The sequence below is a fragment of the Snodgrassella alvi genome (genome assembly GCF_002777745.1).
Taxonomy (GTDB): Bacteria; Pseudomonadota; Gammaproteobacteria; order Burkholderiales; family Neisseriaceae; genus Snodgrassella; species Snodgrassella alvi_D.
Map to the genome: position 1 here is coordinate 15,343 of NZ_MEIO01000002.1, position 23,091 is coordinate 38,433.

The following is a 23,091-nucleotide window of genomic DNA, read 5'->3' on the forward strand; positions in this document are numbered from 1 at the left end:
GGGGGATATTTTTGAGCAGGGTGGTACCAGCAAAAAATCGCTTTTACAAACTATCCGGTACTGATACTGGATTATTTTTGCTGACGTGCTTGTGCTGCCTGTGCCAGTAATTCCAGCATGGCTTCTGTTTCGTCCCAACCAATGCAGGCATCTGTAATACTCTGTCCATAATTGTCCGGGTTGTCCTGCCGTCCTGCTATAAGGTTGCTTTCTACCATTACCCCCATAATGTGCTGTTCACCGGCCTGAATTTGGGCGGCAATATCTTGTGCCACTTCCATTTGTCGGCGGTAATCCTTGCAACTGTTGGCATGGCTGCAATCAATCATCAGATTGGGTGTTACCTGATGTTTATTCAGTTCATTTACTGCTGCCTGCACATGCTCATGACTGTAATTGGGTTCTTTACCGCCGCGCAGGATGATATGGCAGTCTGGGTTACCACTGGTGCGCACAATTGCCGAGTGTCCTGCCTTGGTAACTGAAAGAAAGTGATGCGGATGGCTGGAAGCGCCAATGGCGTCTATGGCAATTTTCAGATTGCCATCGGTACCGTTTTTAAAACCTACCGGACAGCTCAGACCGGAAGCCAGCTCGCGGTGTACCTGACTTTCGGTAGTACGGGCACCAATTGCTCCCCAGGAAATCAGGTCAGCAAAATATTGCGGAGTAATCATATCCAGAAATTCTGTGGCTGCTGGCATGCCCATATTATTCAGCTCCAGCAACAGCTTGCGAGCCAGACGCAAACCGTAGTTAATATCGTAGGAACCATCAATATGAGGATCATTGATAAATCCTTTCCAGCCGACAGTAGTGCGTGGTTTTTCAAAATAAACCCGCATTACAACCAGTAACTCTCTGGCGTATTTCTCACGTAATACCTTAAGTCGTTGTGCATATTCCAATGCGGCTGCTGGATCATGGATGGAACAAGGGCCAATAATCACCAGTAAACGCTTATCGAGACCATGAACCAGAGCAGCAATGGCGTTGCGTGTATTGTGTACTAATTCAGAAGCTTGTTCAGTGATAGGTAATTCATATAAATGGGCAATGGGTGGCAATAGTTCTTTAATTTCTTTAATTCTAACGTCATCTATCGGGCGGGATACTACCTGATTCATAATAATTCCTGTTTAATTCTATTGTTCTAAATTTTAATGATTTACTTATCAGGCTATAATGAATGTGCTTAAAAAGCAAGGATTAAACTTTCGCATAACTATATTATTGCTTTAATATTAATTAAAATAGCAGATAATTAAAATTTATGCCTGATCAGTTCATATTCTCGGAATAATATATTAAAAATAACCATTTTATTGCCTTTGTACTTTGATTAAAGTATTGCAAGTGTGATTTTAATTCCAAGTAAATTCTCGGTATAATTGCCTACTCTGTGGTTCGTAAACCTCCCACATTAAAAAACTAGGAAATCAATTATATGCGTGCACAAAATGATCTGGGCACAGTAAGCTTGCTGGGTAATCAGCATACAGAATACCGTAGTGATTATGCCCCTGAGCTGCTCGAAGCCTTTGACAACCAACATCCTGATAACGATTATTTCGTTAAATTTATCTGTCCTGAATTTACCAGTCTGTGTCCGAAAACCGGCCAGCCAGACTTTGCCACCATTTATATCAATTATTTGCCGCGTTTGCGTATGGTGGAAAGTAAATCTCTAAAACTGTATTTGTTCAGCTTTCGCAATCATGGTGATTTTCATGAAGATTGTGTCAATATTATCATGAAAGACCTGATTGCTTTGATGCAGCCAAAGTATATTGAAGTATATGGTGAATTTACCCCTCGTGGTGGTATTGCAATCCATCCGTATGCCAATTATGGTGAGGCGGATACGCGCTACAGCGATATGGCAGCACAACGTCTACTCCAGTTTCAGGTGAAATAACATTTGCACATTGCACGGTTATACATTTTGCCATCTTCAGTACATTGGCATGGTTTGTGCATGCCTGATGCGATGATGGCTGGTTGATTGATAGGAACAAATATGTATGAATTTTCCGCAGCGCAGCGCTATAAAGCATTGCGCTGGCTGACTTTCTGGCACATGCTGGTGATTGTGGCCAGTAATTATCTGGTACAGTTTCCCTTTACCTTGTTCGGCTTACACAATACCTGGGGAGCTTTTACCTTTCCGTTTATTTTTCTCACGACCGATTTAACCGTACGGATCTTTGGTTCCGGCTTGGCCAGACGGATTATTTTCTGGGTAATGCTGCCTTCATTACTGTTTTCCTATGCCATTTCCGTATTGTTTCAGGATGGGCACTGGATGGGCTGGGCAGCATTAAGCCATTTTGATTTATTCGTAGCACGGATTGCACTGGCCAGTTTTACAGCTTATGTTGTCGGCCAGTTGATGGATATTTTGGTATTCAACCGGCTGCGCCAATGTCAGCGCTGGTGGCTGGCGCCCAGTGCTTCTGCTATTCTGGGCGGTGCTGTCGATACATTACTGTTTTTTGCTGTGGCGTTTTATCATTCGCCGGATGCATTTATGGCTGCCAACTGGTTACAGATATCCCTGACTGACTATGCTTTCAAAATCAGCGTAGCTGCGCTTTTCTTTCTGCCTACTTATGGGATTGTGTTACGTTATTTATTATATCGGCTGACAGCGTTAAGCCGGCGTACCATAAACGGATAAAATTTCTGTGAATTAGCTCAAATTACGATTTGCTGTCAATCAGGCCGTGTAAAAGCGGCCTGATTGCCATGACAGCTTCTGTTATAATACGCGCCTATTTTCAAATACCTGACTAAGAGAACATCATGGAAGCGGAGCAGATTAATCAGTTAAACAATATTCTGGATGATATGGCATCCCGTAGTCATGATTTACGGAGGTATCTTTGACTACGCTGGCAAAAAAGACCGTCTGGAAGAAGTAATTGGCTTGTCAGAAGATCCAGAATTGTGGAACGATCCGAAAAAAGCGCAGGAAGTGGGCAAAGAGCGCAAGGTGCTCGAAGGGATTGTATTAACATTGGATCACTTGCATAGCGGTATCGAAGATAATCGCCTGCTGCTGCAAATGGCCGTAGAGGAAAATGATACCGACGCCTTTGCTGCGGTACGGGCAGATATTACTGCCTTGCAGGAAGAAGTGGCACAGCTGGAATTTAAACGCATGTTTAATCAGCCGGCCGATGTCAACAACTGCTTTATTGATATTGTTGCCGGTGCCGGTGGTACAGAAGCAGAAGACTGGGCTGGCATGTTATTGCGCATGTATGTGCGCTATGGCGAACGCAAAGGCTTTAAGGTAGAAATCCTCGAAGAAGACGAGGGTGAAATTGCCGGGGTTAACCGGGCTACCATCAAGCTGGATGGTGAATACGCCTATGGATTGCTGCGTACCGAAACAGGTATCCATCGTCTGGTACGCTATTCACCTTTTGATTCCAATAACAAACGGCATACTTCGTTTGCTTCAGTATTTGTGTATCCCGAGGTGGACGACAGTTTTGAAATTGAAATCAATCCGGCGGATTTACGCGTAGATACATACCGTGCATCTGGTGCCGGCGGACAGCATATTAACAAAACTGATTCAGCTGTACGCATTACTCATGAACCTACCGGTATTGTGGTGCAGTGCCAGAATGACCGTTCGCAGCATCGCAATCGTGAAGAGGCGATGAATATGTTGAAAGCAAAACTGTTTGAGCTGGAAATGCGTCGCCGCAATGAAGAAAAACAGAATCTCGAAGCCAGCAAGGATGATGTGGGCTGGGGACACCAGATTCGTTCTTATGTATTTGATTCATCTAGAATCAAGGATTTACGTACTGGCTACGAAGTTGGCAATATCAAGGCGGTTATGGATGGTGACCTTGATGGCTTCATAGAAGCTAGCCTGAAACAAGGTGTTTAAGTAAAAGGTCATAAGGCTGCCTGCTGTATCTGGGCAGCCTTAATTTTTTAAGGTACCTTGCATGGATTGCATTGATGTCATCATTCCCTGCTATAACGCAGAAAATACACTGGCACGGGCAATTGAAAGTGTACTGGTGCAGCCTGAGCTGGGTTGCCTGTGGCTAGTTGATGATGCCTCTACCGATAGTACTGCCAGCCAGATTCGGCAATGGCAGCAGCGTTATCCACAGCAGATTAGGGCAGAATTTCTGGCAACTAACCGCGGGCAAGCACTGGCACGTAACTGGGCAGCATTGCTTTCTGCCAGCAGCCATATTGCTTTTCTGGATGCTGATGATGCCTATCAGCCTCATGCGCTTCAGGCAGCCAGTGCGGTATTTCGCTTTCGCCCGCAAGTTGGTTTGCTGCGTTTACCGGTAAGCGGGCACAATATTCCGGAACATTATCGCCAGCATGCGCAATTTGCATTGGTCTGGCGTACTTTTGAAATGATTACAGCCACCAATACCGTTTTTAACCGCGCCTATTTTCTGGCCTGTGGTGGTTTTCCTGCTGATTCACTGTTTCGACGTCTGGGCGGTGAAGATGGAGCCCTGGGTCTGGCCACTGTAGAAAGCTGTATGGTGGCTACACTCTTTGATAAAGCCGGTATGGCTGATATCGGTGTCGATTTTTATGGCCATGACAACATGCATGTACGTAAACTGCTTGATGATATGCTGTTTGGGCATGCTCGCCCCGATTGTAGTGAAGCAGCATTGCAACAGGCAAATGCTGTTACTCAAACCATTGTACAACGCTTGCAGGATTTGCAGCAGATATTGGATTACCCCAATCCGGGTAAGCAAGCGTTACAGCTTTTCACGGATTAACCACTTCACCCTATGTGCAATGGTTAACTGAATTTTGTCTTTTTATAACTCTGGAAGTAGAAGAAACATGATAAATCCGTTATCTGCCCTGTCACCTCTGGATGGGCGCTATGCGCCGGCTGTGGCTGACCTGCGGCCGATTTTCTCCGAATATGGTTTAATGCATGCGCGTGTGCAGGTAGAACTAGGCTGGCTTAAGGCACTGGCAGCCGAAGCCGGAATCAGTGAAGTACCACCATTCAGTGCTGCTACCATTGCCGAGATTGACCGCGTTATTGCCGATTTTTCTCTTGAAGATGCTCAGGCTGTTAAAGCTATTGAGGCCACTACCAATCATGATGTTAAAGCCATTGAATACTGGCTGAAACAGCGCTTTGCCAATGTGCCGGAAGTACTGGCTGTCAGTGAATTCATTCATTTCTCCTGTACCAGTGAAGATATCAACAATCTGTCACATGCCCTGATGTTGAAACAGGCACGGGACGAAGTATTACTGCCCAAGCTTAATGAACTGGTAAGCGTCTTGCGTAATCTGGCGCATACCCATGCAGCTTTACCAATGATGTGCCGTACTCATGGGCAGCCGGCCACCCCCAGTACTCTTGGCAAGGAGATTGCCAATGTAGTGGCACGAATACAGCGCCAGATTCAGGCCATACAGCAACAGCAGTTTCTGGGTAAAATTAATGGTGCTGTAGGTAATTATAACGCTCATTTGGTGGCTTATCCTGAGATAGACTGGGAAGGCCATTGCCGCCGCTTTGTCGAATATAATCTGGGACTGACTTTCAATCCTTATACCATTCAGATTGAACCACATGATTATATGGCTGAGTTTTTCCAGACTATCAGCCGCATAAACACTATTCTGATTGATTTTAATCGTGATATCTGGGGCTATATCTCTATTGGTTACTTTAAGCAGAAAGTGAAGGCCGGTGAAGTAGGTTCGTCTACCATGCCGCACAAAGTCAATCCAATTGATTTTGAAAATTCAGAAGGTAATCTGGGGATGGCTAATGCCATTCTGGGTTTTCTGGCCGAAAAACTGCCCGTTTCACGTTGGCAGCGTGATTTAACCGACAGTACTGTATTACGAAACATGGGCGTGGGCTTTGGCTATACCATACTGGGGCTAAGTGCCCATTTGCGTGGTCTGAACAAGCTGGAAATCAATCCAGCCGCATTTGCCGCAGACTTAAATGCTACATGGGAATTACTGGCTGAACCGATTCAGACAGTTATGCGCCGCTATGGGGTAGCCAATCCATATGAACAGCTCAAAGAGCTTACTCGTGGTAAACATGGCATTACACCAGAAAGTTTACAGGCCTTTATTAATCAGCTGGCTATTCCAGATGCAGCTAAAGCACAGTTACTGGCACTGACACCAGCATTATATGTAGGTAAGGCTCAGGAGCTGGCTGAACGGATTTAAATCTTTTTCAAACAATAATGGTGGGCAGTGGCGCACCATTATTGTTTATGTCAATCAGAATGAGCATACCATTCACCGCTAAAATAATCGCATAGTTTAAAAATACTGCCTCATTTTTAATAGCAGAAATTTTATCTGACTGTGGATAACTTGGCAGAAATTCTTTGGTTCTTATTATTTATGTGGATAATTTGCCATCTTAATCGGGTTATTATCTGGATCCCGAATGGGAGTGGAAGTAATTTGTCACAAGTACCAGTTTTAGTGGCTGGTGTTAGCTCAAGTGGAATCTTGTGTTAATACAATATTGCCATTACCTGATCCAGTATTTATTCCCCTCTATAATGAACTATAAATCGGCAGAATCTGGAGTAGAGGGGCAAATCTTAGTTTAAATTCATGTTTCTGCTAGTGAAAATTAATTTCCATCTGACCAAAATGCAGCACAGTGTGGTTATCAGCGAAGGTATTTATCTGCATGCCAAGTATATTGGCATAAAAGGCACACGATGTCTGAATATCTTTAATGGTTAATAGCAGATGATCCCGTGCATTAATCAGCATAAATTGTTCCTTTACCGTGAAATATGGCGGATTTTAGCTTCTGTATAAATCTGATCTGTCTGATATAATTTTTATGCTACAGATTCTGTGGAAATAAAATCTCAGCCCTATTGGTTGTAGTCAGATAAACAAACCTGCATCAGATAAAATTGGTATAGCTGGCACATAACCATCAATTTATCTATGAGTGAGGTAACATAATTATTCTGCTTAACGATTAATAAGAGACATTAAATATTCATAGAACCATTATTAATTAACGTTTGTGCGCAAAAAGCAGCCAATAAAAAGCGCTATACAATTTTATCTGAAATAAAATCTGTGCAGCTTGGGCAAATGTAATACTTGATCAGGGTCGGTATCGATACGCCGAAATAGAAAGCTGTATGTCAGAGGTACTGGAAATGATACAGTCAATTGGGTAGCAGGGATTATTAAAGTGGTTATCTTTTTATATGGCATAAATACGTTATCGCTAAGATAATATATCAGATAAAATAAAATTATATAGTCATATAGAACGGTAATTCTATCCAATTGCTTTATTTGATATTTATCTGCTGATAATTGAGTATTCAAAATACTTACAACCAAGTAATTTTATTTTTATGGCATAAATATCTTGGCAGCGTACTTATTGTAAGCAGTATCTGCTGCGGTCAGTATCAGGAAAATTTATATTCCAATGATCAATGTATATAGCAACTTATTTGATAACTGCTCAATAGCGCTACTTAGCTTATTCAGAATAAAACAATTACGCAAACGGTAGATATAAAAACGCCAATGCTTTTTAAGAGCATTGGCATTGGAATTAAACTAATTATTCCATACGTAATTCCGCTGCGCGGGCATGCGCTGTCAGTCCTTCACCATGTGCCAGAATACTGGCAATCTGACCTAACTCTCTGGCTCCCTGAGCAGAAACCTGAATCAGGCTACTGCGCTTTTGAAAATCATATACGCCCAGCGGAGAAGCAAAACGGGCGGTGCGGCTGGTTGGCAAGACGTGATTAGGGCCGGCACAGTAATCACCCAGACTTTCACTGGTATACTGTCCCATAAAAATGGCACCTGCATGGCGAATTTTCGATGCCCAGTTTTGTGGGTTAGCTACCGACAATTCCAGATGTTCTGGTGCCAGATAATTGGCAATCTCACAGGCTTCATCTAGGTTCTGTGCCTGAATAATAGCACCACGATTGGCCAGTGACGCTTCAATGATTTTTTTGCGCGGCATTTGTGCCAATAGTGCCTGCATCTGTGCTTCTACTTCGTGCGCATAGTCGGCATCGGTAGTAATTAGAATCGCCTGAGCAATTTCATCGTGTTCTGCCTGACTGAACAAATCCATCGCTACCCATTTAGCTGGGGTAGTGCCGTCGGCAATAACCAGAATTTCACTTGGTCCGGCAACCATATCGATACCCACTACACCAAATACGCGTCGTTTAGCTGCGGCAACATAGGCATTGCCCGGACCAGTAATCTTATCAACCTGAGCAATACTCTGCGTACCGTAAGCCAGTGCTGCTACAGCTTGTGCACCACCAATAGTAAATACCTGTGTCACGCCAGCGACATAGGCTGCGGCCAGAACGATATCATTACGCTCACCGTAAGGCATGGGTACAACCATCACAATTTCAGTCACACCGGCCACATGTGCTGGTATAGCATTCATCATTACCGAGCTCGGATAAGCAGCCTTGCCACCGGGAACATAAATACCTACCCGATCTAAAGCAGTAATCTGCTGTCCCAGCAGCGTACCGTTTTCATCCTCATATTGCCATGACTGCTGTTTCTGGTGCTGGTGATAGCTTTCAATCCGTTTTGCCGCAGTTTGTAGTGCCGTCTGTACGTCTGGCGGCAAGCGGGCAAATGCAGTGGCCAGATCAGCCTGATTTAAAGTCAGCTCAGCCATGGATTGTGCCTGCGTATGATCGAAGCGATTAGTGTATTCGATTACAGCAGCATCACCACGTTGCTGTACATCTGCACAAATAGTGGCTACAGCTGCATCTACCTGTGGATCCTGTGCAGTTTCAAATGCCTGTAATGCTGTTAACTGAGTTTTAAAATCAGCGTCCTGCGTAGAGATATATTTCATGCCTTTGTATTTCGGGCAGCCTGAGCTGCCCGACCTAATATTATTAATTAAAAATTGTTGCCAAAATTATCATCATCTTCATCAATAACCGGTTTTATGGATTTGGCTGCCAGCTCATGTGCCGGTATGGTATTGCCGTCTACTTCAACATCATAAGGTTTAACTACCCGTACCCGCAAGCCACGGCCGGCCTTGCGACTATCTACCCACTCACTGCTGATGGCAGCAATAGCATTATTGGCACTATCAAAGCCATAATCCCTAGCATTGAACCCACCATCGCTGGTTACCAGCTCACGGGCTACTGAGCTAACTGTTGCCCAGCCTTCGATATCACAGGTTCGTTCAATGGCTTTTTGCACCATTGGCACCAGACGGTTCCAGTGATGCCGGTTAGATGTTTCGTTACCACCGGAACGGCCTGACTTGGCTGAACGATTATTGAAAGTAGATTTAGACGGGCGGCCGCGACCACGGCTGCTTTCGGCTGGTGTTACTGCAGTTTCAAATACGATTTTGCGCGGACGTCCACGGCCACGTTTAACCTGGTCTTCACGAGGTTTATCATGGTTGGTAAATTCCGGTTCCTTAGTTTCGATTTGTACCAGTACCGGTTCTTTATCTTTCTTTTTCTCTTCTGGTTCAATGGTTACGCTAACCTTTTCTGCCGGCATTGATGTGCCCACTGCCGGAATGGTGATTACAAGCGGTGCATCATTGTTCTGTTGGAAAGCGGCTTGTTCATTAATTGGCGCATAAGGCTTGCTTTCTGACTTGGGTGCAAGATTATTATTACGTTTTTTCAGGCGCAGCCATAAATGATTACCATGCATTTGGGTTTCAAAAATATCGATGGCATTAATCAGATAAGAAAGTTTGGTATAGCCATAATTGCGCGCATCAAAATCAGAATTTACCTTGTTGATATATTGTCCAACCACGCCCAGTGATGTCCAGCCTTCATCATCAGCATGTTCTTTCACCGCATTACGGAACAGATTTATCAGTGCAGTATCCTGTTTCAGCTCGGCCGGAGTTTTACGTTTATTGCGGAAAATTGGTGCCTGAGTTTTGTCTTCACCAATTTCTACTGTAGTATGGCTGAGTAAATTTTCAGTATAGATAAATTTATCACATGCTTTGCGGAATGATTCCGGCGTTTTCTTTTGTCCAAAACCATAAACGGTCAGACCATTCTCACGGATACGCGAAGCCAGACGAGTAAAATCACTATCGCTGGATACGATACAGAAACCATCAAAAGTATTACTGTATAATAAGTCCATCGCATCAATGACCATAGCCATGTCTGTGGCATTTTTTCCCTTGGTATAGGCAAACTGCTGTACCGGAGTAATCGCATGTGGTAACAATGCATCTTTCCATCTGGACAAACCACTGCTCCAGTCGCCATAAATGCGTTTAACACTGGCAATGCCATATTTCGCAATTTCTTCCAGTAAAGACTCAACTGTAGTGGCAGAAGTATTATCTGCATCAATAAGTACCGCCAGTTTGGCCGAATTTTCTGTAGTCATTTTTAAGAGTTCCTATTTGATAAAAATGTTAAATAAAAATTTAGTTTAAAATCCTTGATTTTTTGCATCAGCAAAAACGTCAATAATGGGTTGTATGGTTGTGTATTTCAGCTTTAGAGCTGCCTTGTTTACCACCAACTGGCTGGAAATATCTACCACATGTTCTACTGCCTGCAGATTATTTGCCTGTAATGTATTACCGGTAGAAACCAGATCAACGATTGCATCGGCCAGTCCTACCAATGGAGCCAGCTCCATCGAGCCATACAATTTAATCAAATCAATGTGCACACCTTTACCGGCAAAATGCTCGGCAGCAATATTCGGGTATTTACTGGCTACCCGCAAACGGCAACCAGGTTGCGAGGCTGCTGCGTAATCAAAATTCTTGCGTACAGCAACCATCATTCGGCATCGGGCAATATTTAAATCCAGAGGCTGATATAGCCCATCGCCATCATGTTCAATTAAAACATCTTTTCCGGCAATTCCAAAATCAGCTGCACCATATTGAACATATGTGGGCACATCTGTTGCGCGCACAATAATTAAACGAATATTATCATGATTAGTGTTAATAATCAGTTTACGTGACTGTTCTGGGTCTTCAATTGCATTAATTCCGGCTGCTGCCAGTAATGGCAGAGTTTCTTCATAAATTCGTCCTTTGGATAACGCTATGGTTAATTGTGCAGTCATTTTTTATCAGTATAAGTATAGAGGATAAATAAAATTTGTTAAGCTATAAATTTATTATTGTATAAAATAAATTTTCATAAATTATAAAAATATTAATCATATAATTTTAATCTAACAACTGTTTTATGTCATGAGTCAATTGAGTTGCTGTCTGGCTGTGTGGTTCATAAACCACGGTATGTCCCTGTTTATCTAGCAAATAAGTACCTGTGCTGTGATCAATTAGATATTCATTTGGGCTACTGCCGGCCACTTTGCGTACAGCAATTTTATATTGATCAACAACACTATTAAGCGCTTCCACGTGTTGTTTGTCTACTGTCAGACCAATAAAATTTGGATTAAAAGCGGACGCATAGGCAGTCATAACCTGTGGTGTATCACGCTGAGGATCTACAGTAATAAATAAAACCTGTACCTGTTTACCCTTTTCACCCAGTTGATTTATGGCATCAGCATATGAAAGCAAATTGGTTGGACATACATCGGGACAATGAGTATAGCCAAATACCAGCACTACAACTTTACCCCGAAAATCTCGCAAATGTATTGTTTTTCCATTTGCACCCAGTAAAGAAAAATCTTTACCACCGAGACCTGCATCACGGACATCACTGCCTTCAAAATTGAATTGCTTTGGCTGAACAATGTCTGTTGTACTTGCGGCTTGTGCCACTGAGGCTGTCGACTGAGGCTGGCATGCCCCAAGCATCAGTGTGGATATCATTATAGCCAGAAAAGATTGGATTTTAAGCATAAATTTATTAATAATACAGAAGTCGCACATTTATAATGTTTAGATAAAAATACTATACAGATTTCTAGTTCTAAATTTAAGTAAAATATAAAAAAAATCAAATATAAAATCAATATTTTAATTAGAAATAATTAAAAAAATTTTTTGCCATAAAAAAAATCTTTACAACATTGGAAAATCCGCTATAATATCGTCTTCTTCGCTAGCCCAGGTGGCGAAATTGGTAGACGCAGGGGACTCAAAATCCCCCGCCGCAAGGTGTGACGGTTCGAGTCCGTCCCTGGGCACCAGATTTTAAAAATACCGCTATTATCAAAGTAGCGGTATTTTTTCATTGAACTCTTAATAAGTAAAAATTTAGATATTTAGGGTTAGATAAATAAGACTATTTGTACTATTTAGCGTGGACTGAAATAATGGTTATCAAAGAAGCCGATATTAGAACAGGGGACATAGAAACACTGAATCAATTATTGCTTCGGCCTGATTTACTTACCAACACTCGCCATAAAATTGAGCAACAACTCAAATTTATTTATTCAGGAATTAAAGGTGAAAAGCAATCTGCTTATCAGTTGCAATTTCATTTTGGTCAGAGTGATGATTGGGTAGTTATTCATGATCTGCGGTTGCCATTTCAGGGAAGGATTGCTCAGATTGATCACCTGCTTATCAATCGAAAGTTACAAGTTTTTGTCTGTGAAAGCAAAAGAGTTGCTGGTGAAATCAGCATAAATGAGCAAGGAGAATTTTCTCAGCTATATAATGGCAAAACACAGGGAATGTCTTCACCATTAGAGCAGAATCAACGTCATATTAGTATCTTGAAAAATATATTCAAATCCAGCTTAGTTGCATTGCCGACCCGCTTAGGAATACGTCTGCAACCTACGCTGTATAGCTTAATACTTGTTTCCAGCGAGGCACATATTCGCCGCCCTAAAGTTAATATTGCTGGCATTGATTGCATTATCAAGAATGATCAACTGAAAACCAAAGTAGCCGAACTTAGTAATAGTAATAATTTATTCCACCTTATCAAAAAGGTTTCTTCTGAAACATTAAAAGATATTGCCTATCAGTTGGTAAAATTACACAGCCCAATACAAAAAGATTGGTATGCTTATTTTGGTTTATCTGATTATGCAGATATACTTAAAGTACAGATACCTGCTAAGCCAGCAAATAAAATAGAAATCAAACACAAAACTAAAACGATTGATAATTATCAGTCTGATGTGACTGAAGAGAAACATTTTTGTATAACTTGCTGTAAAAATATTTCATTAATAGTGGCGCAGTATTGCTGGAATAATAAAAAAATATTTAAAGGAAAGGCTTACTGCTATCAATGTCAGCAAAAAATTAAGCAATAACCGTAAACAGATAGAATCTTGCTTACCTGATGATCTAACAGCATGTAATTCAAGCCGAAATAAAATAGTGAGTTGAAATAAAAACCAAATACTTTTTATATATCTGATTAGGTTGTTCTGCCATCGATATCAGTTTGATTTTCAGAGTATAAATTTAAAATAAAGATATTCAATTAACTTTAAGTGAATTCTGCTTAAAGCAATATTAATCTCAGAGTTATCGTCAAGCCGGACTGACTGGATTCAGTGATTTCCTGATGATTACATATGGTAACAAAATTTAGTATGTTGATTCATAAACTTGTGATTGACCTGAATACGTTATACCCAAATTTAAAAGGAATACATATTGTACTAATGGAGCCTTAAGATTAATATAAATTCAATTAAAGTATTTATGGCTTATCAATTGAATTGATAAGCATCATCATCGCAGCTAGGCATCACAGGAGTACAAATATGAACATCGTTGATATATCAGAGTGGCGTTATACCACTAAGCATTATGATAAAAGTAAAAAAATTTCTGCAGAACAATTTGAACAGCTATTAGAAGTCATAAGGAATAGCCCATCATCAGTTAATTCACAACCTTGGCATTTTTTCATCGCAGATAACGATCAGGCTCGTGAAAAAATTATGCCCGCGATACTGGAGTTCAATCAACCGCGGGTAGCAGATTCTTCGCATACACTTGTATTTTGTATAAAAACACCGTTAGATGAACAATACTTGCAGAATTTGCTGGTACAGGAAGAAAAAGATGGGCGTTTTAATGATGCAGAAGTGAAGGAAATGCAGGATAAAGGGCGGCGTTTCTTTATCAATAAAAATAGCTCAACGCCTGAAAGACAGCAGGCATGGGAAGGCAGACAATTATATATTGCGTTAGGACAATTATTATTTGCTGCTGCGTCTATAGGGATTGATTCAACAGCAATCGAAGGTTTTGATGATGAGAAAATGGATGATATTTTAGGATTAAAACAAAAGGGTTTAAAAAGCATTCTGGTCGTAAGTCTGGGCTATCGTGCAGCTGATGACGACAATGCTAGCCGCCCGAAATCGCGGCTGCCGAAAGAGCAGATATTTACTCAGGTATAATTTATTTTCCGATTTTATAAATTAAGCTAGATTCTTTTCGCTGACTAAAAGAATCTAGCTTAACGTAAGGCGAACTGTGATTAAAAATAACAAAGCCAGTAATATATTATATATTTAAATGACAAATTTTTGAGGTGGATAGATAAGATAACTAAGATTTCATACAAAAATTATTCATACTTAGCATAATAATCTTAATATTCTAATAATAATATATCATTGAATTTTTTAATCAAAAACTAAATAATGTGCCACTATCTAAATTAAGTATATAGCAGTATCTAATTGAAATTGATTCAATATTTAATATCAATATAATTTAAAGCTATATTCTATACATATATGAGTGCCTTTCTATGTGAGTTATGTACCAAGTATGGAAAAGTTACATTACCATACTTCATCCATAGAATATTAGTTACTTGAAATCATTAACAACCCATTCTTGCCTGTTATTTTGATTATTCCGATAAGCAACAATATATGAACCTCTCCTTTTAAGTTACCGCTCTTTTTTGTGCGGTTTTATTGATTACTTGATACAACTTTTGGCTGGTCGTAGACTATTAACTGATAATACTGTTTTCGATTATTTAAGGTTAAAGCCGTATATTGTGATTGATTTATGTACATTGTTAGTTACTCGTATAAATTTACCTGATACATTTAGTTGATTAGTAAATCTAATTTTAATTTTTATCACTTCAATTACATGTTATAGATATTTGATTTATTGAGTTAACTTCAACAGTTGTCGTATTGTATTAGCGCAGTGGTTTGAGGAATTTTTAGTGTTCTTTTTGAATCATACATACCATTTTCCTTAATTTTTTAGTGATTATCACGGTGGCAGCGACTATCTTTTGCATTTGACTATCTCTATATAAAACATTTAGCTTATCTTCTCTGATAACAATACTTAATTTATTTACATGATAAAGTTATTGTATTCTGCTTTTGTGAAAAACACGCACTAGCGACACCATCCCCAGAATATAGCTAAAAATTTCATTTACCTTGGCATTTAATTTCCATAACCTAGCTATTAATTTATTCTTTGTAATGATCTTTCTTTAATTTGCTACCAATTCTTTACCATATAATTGTTAAATTATTATTTTTATTAGTTTCTATAGTTATAGAAAACAAAATATTTAACTTTAGAGTAATTATTATCAATATGGGTAAATGATTTAACATCTGCAATTTCTTTAAATTTAATTTTTTGCATAGAAAAATCCCAGTATAAAGTAAACTTTCATTTAATTTGATTTCTATATTATGGTATTTTATTAATGTTTAAAAAGTGAAATTCATCATGTAATGCTTGTGACATATGTGTTAATAGAACACAGCTTTTTTCTTCTATCGATACTATTCGCTACGCTGTCATTTTGCATATTAAATCCTTCGTAAGTAACAAGGAAATTTCAACCTTTGCTCTGTCCTAATTTAGAGTGTAAGTACAAAATATTGCTATATTTCAATTTATAATAATTTATCTAACAACAGCATTGTAATATAGATAGTAAAAATAACCTATTTCCAGTAAATTCAATAACAAATTATATTTATCATTATAATAAAATTTAATATCTTATAAATCAGAGTTTACTTTCATTTCTCCACAATAAAGCTTGCATAAATTTGGCACACATATAATGAAAACACAGCAACTAAGCCGATTTTAAAATAGCACTCTTCGGATTACTAAAAATATAAAAATTTATATCATATTTCAATACAACCCGTTTTTTGCATAATTTTGAATGCTATCTATTCAGATATTGGTAGCCATTTTCACTGACAAATATGGGTATGTTAATATCATGGCTTTCTGATTTAATAGTATCTACTTGCTGACAGCTAAAACCTACACCCACTAACAATGGCTGAAGATAGCGAAAATTTGCCAGCGTTGCATCATAATAGCCGCCACCCTGTCCAAGTCGATTGCCCTGATGATCTATACCAAGTAGAGGTATCAGCACAGTATGTAAATAGCGGGCTCTGATTTTGCATCCATTAAACTGCGGTATTTTATGCTTGCCGGTATTCTGGTGATGCAGGTTCAGATAACGAATAGTAGCGTGACGGCGAGGGAGACGAGGACAGGGCGTAAACCATAGCTGACGTTTCTTAGATTCTATATAGGGCAAATAAACCTGCGCGCCGCGTTTCTGCGCAGTAACAATAAATGACCACAAGGATAATTCACTACCAACAGCCCAATAAACGGCTATGCGTTTCTGACGACGAATAAATGGATACAAGAGGCGGTTGATTTTCTTGGTGGCTAATCGACGTGATTCTTGGCTTAATGCTTTCCTGCGTTGGCGCAGCAGTCGCCGTAATTGCTGTTTATCTGAGTAAGTAGTCATGGATTTAAACTGACAAATTTATATACAATGGTTTTAGACGATGGAATAAGCGGTATGGATTGCTATACTTGTGAAAATGTATTTTTTCCTGTATTATTCCTTGGTTTTACCTCGGTAAAAATTTTAGTAACGCTCGCATCGTACGCGAAAGGGTGCTCTGTTGCAGAGTTCTATGCGTGGCGGTGTCAGGCTTTAACCCTTTAAGGATCGAATTATGTCACAAATTACCATGCGCCAGATGTTGGAAGCAGGCGTACACTTTGGTCATCAGACTCGTTACTGGAACCCGAAAATGGCTGAGTACATTTTCGGTGCGCGTAACAAAATTCATATCATCAATCTGGAAAAAACCCTGCCGCTGTTTGTAGAAGCGCAGGATGTTGTGCGCCGTCTGGCTGCCAACAAAGGTACAGTTCTGTTTGTAGGTACCAAACGTCAGGCACGTGATATCGTTAAGGAAGAAGCAACCCGTGCTGGCGCTCCTTACGTAGATCATCGCTGGCTGGGCGGTATGCTAACCAACTACAAAACCGTAAAACAGTCTATCAAGCGTCTGGAAGAAAAAACTGCTGCGTTGGAAAATGCCACTGAAGCCGGTTATGGTAAAAAAGAAGTGCTTGAAATGCAACGCGAAGTGGCTAAACTGGAACGTTCTTTGGGCGGTATCAAAGACATGAAAGGCTTGCCAGATGCAATTTTCGTTATCGATACCGGCTATCAGAAAGGTACATTGGTAGAAGCAGCCAAACTGGGTATTCCGGTTATCGCTGTAGTTGATACCAATAACAGCCCTGACGATGTTAAATACGTGATTCCGGGTAATGATGATTCAGCCAAGGCAATCCGTCTGTATTGCCGCGGTATTGCCGATGCCATTCTAGAAGGTAAAGCTCAATCTTTACAGGAAGTGGTTCAGGCTGCTCAGGCTGCTGAAGAGAAACAGGCCGAAGCTACTGCTGAATAATCAGCTATCTCGCATCTTTGTAAAAGAAGGGGACGTTAGTGCCCCTTTTTTTGAAACAAATTTTCAGCCTGATATCTATCCGGCTGAGCGTAATCAAGTTTAAGGAGTAAAACATGGCTGCAATTACTGCAAAAATGGTAGGTGATTTGCGTGCTGCTACCGGTTTAGGCATGATGGAATGCAAAAAAGCACTGGTAGAGGCCGAAGGTAACATGGAAAAAGCAGAAGAAATTCTGCGCATTAAATCTGGTGCCAAAGCTGGCAAACTGGCTGGCCGTACTGCAGCAGAAGGTGTTATTGCCGAGTATGTAGATGGTAAAGTAGGTGCTGTAGCCGAAATTAACTGTGAAACAGACTTCGTAGCCAAAGATGCCAGCTTTATGGCCTTTGCTCAGGCTGTTGCCAAAGCTGTTGTCGTACATAATCCAGCTACTCTGGAAGCTCTGGCTGAAGCCAAAACTGATGACGGCGTAACTATTGAAGAAGCACGTAAAGCCGTTATTGCCAAACTGGGTGAAAACATTACTGTACGTCGCTTTGAACGTATTGAAACCGAAAACAGTCTTGTTACCTACATGCACGGTACCAAAATCGGTGTGCTGGTTGAGCACAAAGGTGGCGACACTCAGGCAATCCGTCAGGTAGCAATGCATATTGCTGCTTCTAAGCCACAATGCGTTTCTGCTGCTGAAGTAAATCCGGAAATTGTGGCTAAAGAACGCCACATCTATGAAGAGCAGGCTGCTGCTTCTGGTAAACCGGCAAACATCATTGAAAAAATGGTTGAAGGCCGCGTGCAGAAGTTTCTGGCTGAGGTAACCTTGCTGGGACAACAGTTTGTTATCAATCCTGATCAGACTGTGGAAAAATTCCTTAAAGAACAGAATGCTGAAGTAAACCGTTTTGTTGCTTTCCACGTTGGTGAAGGTATTGAGAAAAAAGAAGTAGATTACGCCGCTGAAGTCGCTGCTGCTTCTAAAGTATAAGGCTTTTAATGCCATAGGCACTCTGGATTCAGGATTCTGAATCAGGGTGCTTTTTTTTGAGTTATCTGTTTATCCCAGTTGAGATAACTGAAATAAAAGTTCCCATCCTTATCCATTGAAAATTATAGTGATAGCTGTTAATTATCTAATGGCAAACTGACAGAAAGAATGATCATGACTAAACCAGCTAAATACAAGCGTGTATTATTGAAACTATCCGGTGAGTCCCTGATGGGGCCAGATGCTTTCGGTATCAATCGCGATACTATTATGCAAATCACCGCACAGGTCAAAGAAGTGGTCGATATGGGCGTAGAAGTAGCCATTGTTATTGGTGGTGGCAACATCTTTCGTGGCATGGCACAGTCAGCCAAAGGCATGGAACGTGCAACAGCCGATTATATGGGCATGATGGCAACGGTAATGAATGCGCTGGCACTGAAAGAAGCGTTTGAAAGCCAGCAAGTTAAAGCCAGAGTTCAGTCTGCTTTGAGTATGCAACAGGTTGCAGAAACTTATGCCCGTCCCAAAGCCATTCAATATCTGGAAGAGGGCAAAGTAGTCATTTTTGCAGCAGGAACCGGTAATCCGTTTTTTACCACAGATACAGCAGCCAGTCTGCGCGGTGTAGAAATGAATTGTGATATTATGTTAAAAGCAACCAACGTAGATGGTGTCTATACTGCTGATCCCAAAACCAATCCTGAAGCCAGACGATATCAACAAATTACTTTTGATGACGCAATCAGTCAGAATCTGAAGGTAATGGATGCCACAGCATTTGCCTTATGCAGAGAGCAGAAACTGAATATCGTGGTATTTGGCATATTCAAATCAGGTGCACTGAAGAATGTCATAATGGGTGAGGATGAAGGTACATTAGTACACGTATAAAATCCACCAGCTACTTAACTAAACTTGTGGTAACGCGTATAACTGCGTTAGTATGCGCGTTTGCCATTTTCTGGTAGCAAAAGTTTCGAGAAAATGAAATAAATGCAACCAGTTCAGACAGGAATGTTCATGATTAACGAAATTCAACACACCGCTGAAACCAAAATGCAGAAATCCATCGAGGTATTGCGCGATAATCTGTCTAAAGTCCGCACAGGGCGCGCGCATACCGGATTACTTGATCAGGTAGAAGTAGAATACTACGGAAGCATGGTTTCAGTTAGTCAGGTTGCCAGCGTAACCTTGCTGGATGCACGTACCATTGGGGTTAAACCCTATGAAAGCAAAATGGCAGCCGTTATCGAAAAAGCAATCCGTAACTCCAATCTGGGTTTGAATCCAGCAGCCATGGGTGATTTAATTCGGGTGCCAATGCCCATGCTCACAGAAGAGCGGCGCAAAGATTTGATAAAAGTAGTCCGTGGCGAAGTGGAAGATGGCCGGGTAGTAGTGCGTAATGTTCGCCGTGATGCCAATAATGACCTCAAGCGTCTGCTCAAGGACAAGGAAATCAGTGAGGATGAAGCACACCGTGGTGAAGAAGGCATTCAGAAACTTACCGATAAATACATTGCTGAAATTGATAAAATGTTGGCCACCAAAGAAGCCGACCTGATGGCAATCTAAACCTTTTAATCGACGTAAAGGATGTGTTTTGACTACCAGCAGTACCCAAAGCGTACCTGATCACACTGAAATTCCGCGTCACATAGCCGTTATCATGGATGGTAACGGACGCTGGGCTAAAAAGCGTTTTATGCCACGTATTATGGGGCATAAAAAAGGTCTGGAAATTCTGGAAGAAATGACGGCCAACTGCGCACGTATGGGCGTAGAGTATCTGACCGTCTTTGCTTTTTCTACCGAAAACTGGCGTCGGCCGACTGATGAAGTTAACTTTCTTATGAATCTGTTCTTGCAATCATTGCAAAAACGGGTACAAAGACTGCATAAAAATAACCTGCGTCTGCGTGTAATTGGGGATCGTAGCCGTTTTGCAGCAGAAATTGTGCGTGGTATTGAAGATGCCGAGGCATTAACTGCCGCTAATACTGGCCTTACACTGACAATCGCAGCTGATTATGGTGGTCGCTGGGATATTTTGCAGGCAGCCAATCAGGCTATTCAGGCGGGGGCTACCGAGCTGACCGAGACCAGTATTCTTCCATATCTGTCACTTGGTAATGCTCCGGAACCAGATTTGTTTATCCGCACTGGTGGTGAAACCCGCATCAGTAATTTTCTTTTATGGCAACTGGCTTATACTGAGTTATATTTCACGCCAGTTCTGTGGCCTGATTTTGACGAATCCCAACTGAATATTGCTATCCGTTCCTATCAGGTTCGGGAGCGACGGTTTGGCAGAACTTCGGAGCAGTTGCCACTTACCCAACAGCGTCCTTGATTTTATGCTCAAACAACGTATTCTCACTGCTCTGGTTTTATTGCCCCTAATGATAAGTATGTTGTTTGGGGCGAACAACAGTTTATGGGCTGCTTTCTGCGGTATGATAGCACTACTGGCGTTATGGGAATATGCCCGTATTGTTCATTTTTCTAGTATACAGAACGCCCTCTATCTGCTATCTACTGCCGTCGGGGGGGGTTATCTTTACTTTCGTTATCAACAGAATGCATTACCACTCGGAATACAAATAGCGGTACTGCTGTTTTGGCTGATTATCGTGCCGGTTTGGTTAAAATTTAAATGGAAAATCAGGCCTAACCTGTTTGGTATCCTGATTGGCTGGCTGTTAATGATACCTTTTTGGCAGGCTTTAATATCCCTGCGGCCAGATACCGTTGCAGCCACTGGCTTGCTGTCCATCATGGCACTGGTGTGGATTGCCGATATTGCTGCCTATTTTGTCGGAAGAGCGGTGGGTAAACGAAAACTGGCACCGACAATCAGCCCGAATAAAAGCTGGGAAGGAGCTGTCGGTGCTGTTATCTGTGTTGCCATCTATACAATTGTTTTACAACAGCAAGGCTGGCTACCTATTACCTTGCCCATGTGGCAAACCCTGTGTCTGGCTGTGATTTTAACTGCTGTGAGTATCTGTGGCGATTTACTAGAAAGCTGGCTGAAACGTGCCGGCGGCGTAAAAGACAGCAGCCAGCTCTTGCCTGGTCACGGAGGGGTATTTGATCGGGTAGATTCTCTGATTGCTGTACTAAGCGTTTATGCAGCCTTATTGGCTTGTTTTATTGTAAAGTGATTTCCTGATGAGTGGTTATAATCCAACGTCCATAACCATCCTGGGGGCTACCGGAAGTATTGGCCTGAATACTCTGGATGTTATAGCTCGCCATCCTGATCGATTTGCTGTTTTCGCACTGACCGCACACCAGCAAATTGATCGTCTGGCAGAACTATGTATTCGTTTTCAGCCAGTTTATGCTGTAGTAGCCTCAGCAGCACAGGCAAGTGTTCTGCGGATACAATTACAGGCTGCTACTGTGAAAACCGAAGTATTATTCGGTGAACAGGCCTTGTGTGATGTTGCTCAGGCCAGTGAAACTGATGCAGTGATGGCTGCCATTGTCGGTGCTGCCGGACTAAAACCAGCCTTGGCTGCGGCCAAAGCAGGTAAAACCATTTATCTGGCAAACAAAGAAACGCTGGTAGTTGCCGGTGCATTATTTATGCAAACCGTACAGCAAAATGGTGCGCGGCTGTTGCCGGTTGATAGCGAACACAATGCAATTTTTCAGGCTTTGCCGGCAGACTATCAAGGCGATCTGGAGCAGGCCGGAGTGACCTCTCTGATTTTAACTGCATCTGGTGGCCCTTTTCTGCATACCGCACTGGCAGATTTTGCTGCCATTACACCTGAAGCTGCGATACGCCATCCCAACTGGCAAATGGGACGCAAAATTTCCGTGGATTCAGCCAGCATGATGAACAAGGGTCTTGAATTAATTGAGGCTCGTTGGCTATTTAATGCCGCTGCCGACCAGTTGGAGGTAGTCATTCATCCGCAAAGTGTGATACACAGTATGGTACGCTATATAGATGGTTCAGTTCTGGCACAAATGGGTGAACCAGATATGCGTATTCCGATTGCTCATTGTCTGGGTTTGCCAGATAGGATTGATTCCGGGGTTAAACAACTGGATTTCACCCGTTTAAGTGGCTTAAACTTTCTGGCACCAGATTTTGAACGTTTTCCATGCTTGAAACTGGCCTATGAGGTATTGCACAGTGGCCACGTTGCCAGCTCCTGTGTATTGAATGCTGCCAACGAAATTGCAGTGGCCGCTTTTCTGGATGGGTTCATTCGCTTTACAGATTTGGCATCAATAGTAGATAGCTGCCTACAGCACTTCAGTGGACAATCTGCATCATCCATTGAGGAGCTTTTGCTACTGGATACACAAGTACGTAGCGTAGCAAAAACATGGGTAGCTAGCCGAGCTGCCAGATGAGAAC

Annotated in this window: 21 protein-coding genes, 1 tRNA gene and 1 riboswitch; of the genes, 15 read left to right on the forward strand and 7 right to left on the reverse strand. The window is 41.5% G+C overall.

The window, feature by feature from the left end:
• Nucleotides 1–71: 71 nt before the first annotated feature.
• On the reverse strand, nucleotides 72–1,127 hold the full coding sequence (gene aroG / locus BHC51_RS00520) for a 3-deoxy-7-phosphoheptulonate synthase AroG (protein WP_100136088.1): 1,056 nt from the start codon (nucleotides 1,125–1,127) through the stop codon (nucleotides 72–74).
• Between the two features lie 269 nt (nucleotides 1,128–1,396).
• Nucleotides 1,397–1,441: riboswitch (PreQ1 riboswitch) on the forward strand.
• A 6-nt stretch (nucleotides 1,442–1,447) separates the two neighbouring features.
• Between aroG and queF the strand changes: the two genes are divergently transcribed.
• The 5 genes from queF (at nucleotide 1,448) to purB (ending at nucleotide 6,222) form a co-directional block, all read left to right on the forward strand.
• Complete coding sequence (gene queF, locus BHC51_RS00525; protein ID WP_100099292.1) at nucleotides 1,448–1,918, forward strand: preQ(1) synthase; 471 nt, start codon at nucleotides 1,448–1,450, stop codon at nucleotides 1,916–1,918.
• A gap of 102 nt (nucleotides 1,919–2,020) precedes the next feature.
• Nucleotides 2,021–2,680, forward strand: coding sequence for a 7-cyano-7-deazaguanine/7-aminomethyl-7-deazaguanine transporter (locus BHC51_RS00530; protein WP_100099293.1), 660 nt, complete (start codon nucleotides 2,021–2,023; stop codon nucleotides 2,678–2,680).
• A gap of 125 nt (nucleotides 2,681–2,805) precedes the next feature.
• Nucleotides 2,806–3,910, forward strand: a protein-coding gene (gene prfB, locus BHC51_RS00535; RefSeq protein WP_100123561.1) for a peptide chain release factor 2 whose coding sequence is annotated in 2 segments (ribosomal slippage) — nucleotides 2,806–2,886 and nucleotides 2,888–3,910 — 1,104 coding nt in all. Because the reading frame shifts where the segments join, the coding sequence is not laid out codon by codon here.
• Nucleotides 3,911–3,971: 61 nt separating this feature from the next.
• Nucleotides 3,972–4,784 (forward strand): glycosyltransferase family 2 protein, encoded by an 813-nt coding sequence (locus tag BHC51_RS00540; RefSeq protein WP_100099295.1) that lies wholly within the window; start codon nucleotides 3,972–3,974, stop codon nucleotides 4,782–4,784.
• A gap of 67 nt (nucleotides 4,785–4,851) precedes the next feature.
• A complete protein-coding gene (gene purB / locus BHC51_RS00545; protein WP_100123560.1) occupies nucleotides 4,852–6,222 on the forward strand; it encodes an adenylosuccinate lyase in 1,371 nt (456 codons plus the stop codon).
• 408 nt (nucleotides 6,223–6,630) lie between these two features.
• Here the strand turns inward: purB and BHC51_RS12345 are convergent, their stop codons facing one another.
• The 5 genes from BHC51_RS12345 to BHC51_RS00565 all read right to left on the reverse strand — a co-directional run bounded on the left by BHC51_RS12345 (nucleotide 6,631) and on the right by BHC51_RS00565 (nucleotide 11,893).
• Entirely contained in the window at nucleotides 6,631–6,786 is a 156-nt protein-coding gene (locus BHC51_RS12345) for a VOC family protein (RefSeq protein ID WP_143558127.1), read from the reverse strand.
• Nucleotides 6,787–7,609: 823 nt separating this feature from the next.
• Entirely contained in the window at nucleotides 7,610–8,899 is a 1,290-nt protein-coding gene (hisD, locus tag BHC51_RS00550) for a histidinol dehydrogenase (protein ID WP_100123559.1), read from the reverse strand.
• Nucleotides 8,900–8,946: 47 nt separating this feature from the next.
• Complete coding sequence (locus BHC51_RS13225; RefSeq protein WP_100136091.1) at nucleotides 8,947–10,437, reverse strand: NYN domain-containing protein; 1,491 nt, start codon at nucleotides 10,435–10,437, stop codon at nucleotides 8,947–8,949.
• Nucleotides 10,438–10,482: 45 nt separating this feature from the next.
• Nucleotides 10,483–11,136 carry an ATP phosphoribosyltransferase gene (gene hisG, locus BHC51_RS00560; RefSeq protein ID WP_100099300.1) on the reverse strand — a complete coding sequence of 218 codons (654 nt, stop codon included), beginning with the start codon at nucleotides 11,134–11,136 and terminating at the stop codon, nucleotides 10,483–10,485.
• A gap of 106 nt (nucleotides 11,137–11,242) precedes the next feature.
• A complete protein-coding gene (locus BHC51_RS00565) occupies nucleotides 11,243–11,893 on the reverse strand; it encodes an SCO family protein (protein WP_180296385.1) in 651 nt (216 codons plus the stop codon).
• Between the two features lie 205 nt (nucleotides 11,894–12,098).
• Here BHC51_RS00565 and BHC51_RS00570 point away from each other — a divergent pair.
• The 3 genes from BHC51_RS00570 (at nucleotide 12,099) to nfsB (ending at nucleotide 14,373) form a co-directional block, all read left to right on the forward strand.
• Nucleotides 12,099–12,183: transfer RNA gene (locus BHC51_RS00570), tRNA-Leu, on the forward strand.
• A 126-nt stretch (nucleotides 12,184–12,309) separates the two neighbouring features.
• Complete coding sequence (locus tag BHC51_RS00575; RefSeq protein ID WP_100123558.1) at nucleotides 12,310–13,269, forward strand: nuclease-related domain-containing protein; 960 nt, start codon at nucleotides 12,310–12,312, stop codon at nucleotides 13,267–13,269.
• Nucleotides 13,270–13,728: 459 nt separating this feature from the next.
• Nucleotides 13,729–14,373 carry an oxygen-insensitive NAD(P)H nitroreductase gene (nfsB, locus tag BHC51_RS00580; protein ID WP_100099303.1) on the forward strand — a complete coding sequence of 215 codons (645 nt, stop codon included), beginning with the start codon at nucleotides 13,729–13,731 and terminating at the stop codon, nucleotides 14,371–14,373.
• A 1,772-nt stretch (nucleotides 14,374–16,145) separates the two neighbouring features.
• Here nfsB and BHC51_RS00585 read toward each other — a convergent pair.
• Nucleotides 16,146–16,754: a 5-formyltetrahydrofolate cyclo-ligase gene (locus tag BHC51_RS00585; protein WP_100153085.1), complete on the reverse strand. Its 609-nt coding sequence runs from the start codon at nucleotides 16,752–16,754 to the stop codon at nucleotides 16,146–16,148.
• Between the two features lie 214 nt (nucleotides 16,755–16,968).
• On the opposite strand from BHC51_RS00585, the gene rpsB reads away from it, so the two are divergent.
• The 7 genes from rpsB to ispC all read left to right on the forward strand — a co-directional run bounded on the left by rpsB (nucleotide 16,969) and on the right by ispC (nucleotide 23,087).
• On the forward strand, nucleotides 16,969–17,718 hold the full coding sequence (rpsB, locus tag BHC51_RS00590) for a 30S ribosomal protein S2 (RefSeq protein WP_100153086.1): 750 nt from the start codon (nucleotides 16,969–16,971) through the stop codon (nucleotides 17,716–17,718).
• Nucleotides 17,719–17,831: 113 nt separating this feature from the next.
• Nucleotides 17,832–18,704 carry a translation elongation factor Ts gene (tsf, locus tag BHC51_RS00595; protein ID WP_100099306.1) on the forward strand — a complete coding sequence of 291 codons (873 nt, stop codon included), beginning with the start codon at nucleotides 17,832–17,834 and terminating at the stop codon, nucleotides 18,702–18,704.
• 174 nt (nucleotides 18,705–18,878) lie between these two features.
• Entirely contained in the window at nucleotides 18,879–19,598 is a 720-nt protein-coding gene (gene pyrH, locus BHC51_RS00600) for a UMP kinase (RefSeq protein ID WP_100099307.1), read from the forward strand.
• Nucleotides 19,599–19,727: 129 nt separating this feature from the next.
• Nucleotides 19,728–20,285: a ribosome recycling factor gene (gene frr, locus BHC51_RS00605; protein ID WP_100099308.1), complete on the forward strand. Its 558-nt coding sequence runs from the start codon at nucleotides 19,728–19,730 to the stop codon at nucleotides 20,283–20,285.
• Nucleotides 20,286–20,313: 28 nt separating this feature from the next.
• Entirely contained in the window at nucleotides 20,314–21,063 is a 750-nt protein-coding gene (locus tag BHC51_RS00610) for an isoprenyl transferase (protein ID WP_100099309.1), read from the forward strand.
• A gap of 4 nt (nucleotides 21,064–21,067) precedes the next feature.
• A complete protein-coding gene (locus BHC51_RS00615; protein ID WP_100153087.1) occupies nucleotides 21,068–21,877 on the forward strand; it encodes a phosphatidate cytidylyltransferase in 810 nt (269 codons plus the stop codon).
• A 7-nt stretch (nucleotides 21,878–21,884) separates the two neighbouring features.
• On the forward strand, nucleotides 21,885–23,087 hold the full coding sequence (gene ispC / locus BHC51_RS00620; protein ID WP_100153088.1) for a 1-deoxy-D-xylulose-5-phosphate reductoisomerase: 1,203 nt from the start codon (nucleotides 21,885–21,887) through the stop codon (nucleotides 23,085–23,087).
• The last annotated feature ends 4 nt before the right edge of the window (nucleotides 23,088–23,091 follow it).

Bases quoted from the DNA above. Each gene is read 5' to 3' on its own strand.
- aroG (WP_100136088.1), bottom strand. From the start codon at position 1,127: ATGAATCAGGTAGTATCCCGCCCGATAGATGACGTTAGAATTAAAGAA.
- queF (WP_100099292.1), top strand. From the start codon at position 1,448: ATGCGTGCACAAAATGATCTGGGCACAGTAAGCTTGCTGGGTAATCAG.
- BHC51_RS00530 (WP_100099293.1), top strand. From the start codon at position 2,021: ATGTATGAATTTTCCGCAGCGCAGCGCTATAAAGCATTGCGCTGGCTG.
- BHC51_RS00540 (WP_100099295.1), top strand. From the start codon at position 3,972: ATGGATTGCATTGATGTCATCATTCCCTGCTATAACGCAGAAAATACA.
- purB (WP_100123560.1), top strand. From the start codon at position 4,852: ATGATAAATCCGTTATCTGCCCTGTCACCTCTGGATGGGCGCTATGCG.
- BHC51_RS12345 (WP_143558127.1), bottom strand. From the start codon at position 6,786: ATGCTGATTAATGCACGGGATCATCTGCTATTAACCATTAAAGATATT.
- hisD (WP_100123559.1), bottom strand. From the start codon at position 8,899: ATGAAATATATCTCTACGCAGGACGCTGATTTTAAAACTCAGTTAACA.
- BHC51_RS13225 (WP_100136091.1), bottom strand. From the start codon at position 10,437: ATGACTACAGAAAATTCGGCCAAACTGGCGGTACTTATTGATGCAGAT.
- hisG (WP_100099300.1), bottom strand. From the start codon at position 11,136: ATGACTGCACAATTAACCATAGCGTTATCCAAAGGACGAATTTATGAA.
- BHC51_RS00565 (WP_180296385.1), bottom strand. From the start codon at position 11,893: ATGCTTAAAATCCAATCTTTTCTGGCTATAATGATATCCACACTGATG.
- BHC51_RS00575 (WP_100123558.1), top strand. From the start codon at position 12,310: ATGGTTATCAAAGAAGCCGATATTAGAACAGGGGACATAGAAACACTG.
- nfsB (WP_100099303.1), top strand. From the start codon at position 13,729: ATGAACATCGTTGATATATCAGAGTGGCGTTATACCACTAAGCATTAT.
- BHC51_RS00585 (WP_100153085.1), bottom strand. From the start codon at position 16,754: ATGACTACTTACTCAGATAAACAGCAATTACGGCGACTGCTGCGCCAA.
- rpsB (WP_100153086.1), top strand. From the start codon at position 16,969: ATGTCACAAATTACCATGCGCCAGATGTTGGAAGCAGGCGTACACTTT.
- tsf (WP_100099306.1), top strand. From the start codon at position 17,832: ATGGCTGCAATTACTGCAAAAATGGTAGGTGATTTGCGTGCTGCTACC.
- pyrH (WP_100099307.1), top strand. From the start codon at position 18,879: ATGACTAAACCAGCTAAATACAAGCGTGTATTATTGAAACTATCCGGT.
- frr (WP_100099308.1), top strand. From the start codon at position 19,728: ATGATTAACGAAATTCAACACACCGCTGAAACCAAAATGCAGAAATCC.
- BHC51_RS00615 (WP_100153087.1), top strand. From the start codon at position 21,068: ATGCTCAAACAACGTATTCTCACTGCTCTGGTTTTATTGCCCCTAATG.
- ispC (WP_100153088.1), top strand. From the start codon at position 21,885: ATGAGTGGTTATAATCCAACGTCCATAACCATCCTGGGGGCTACCGGA.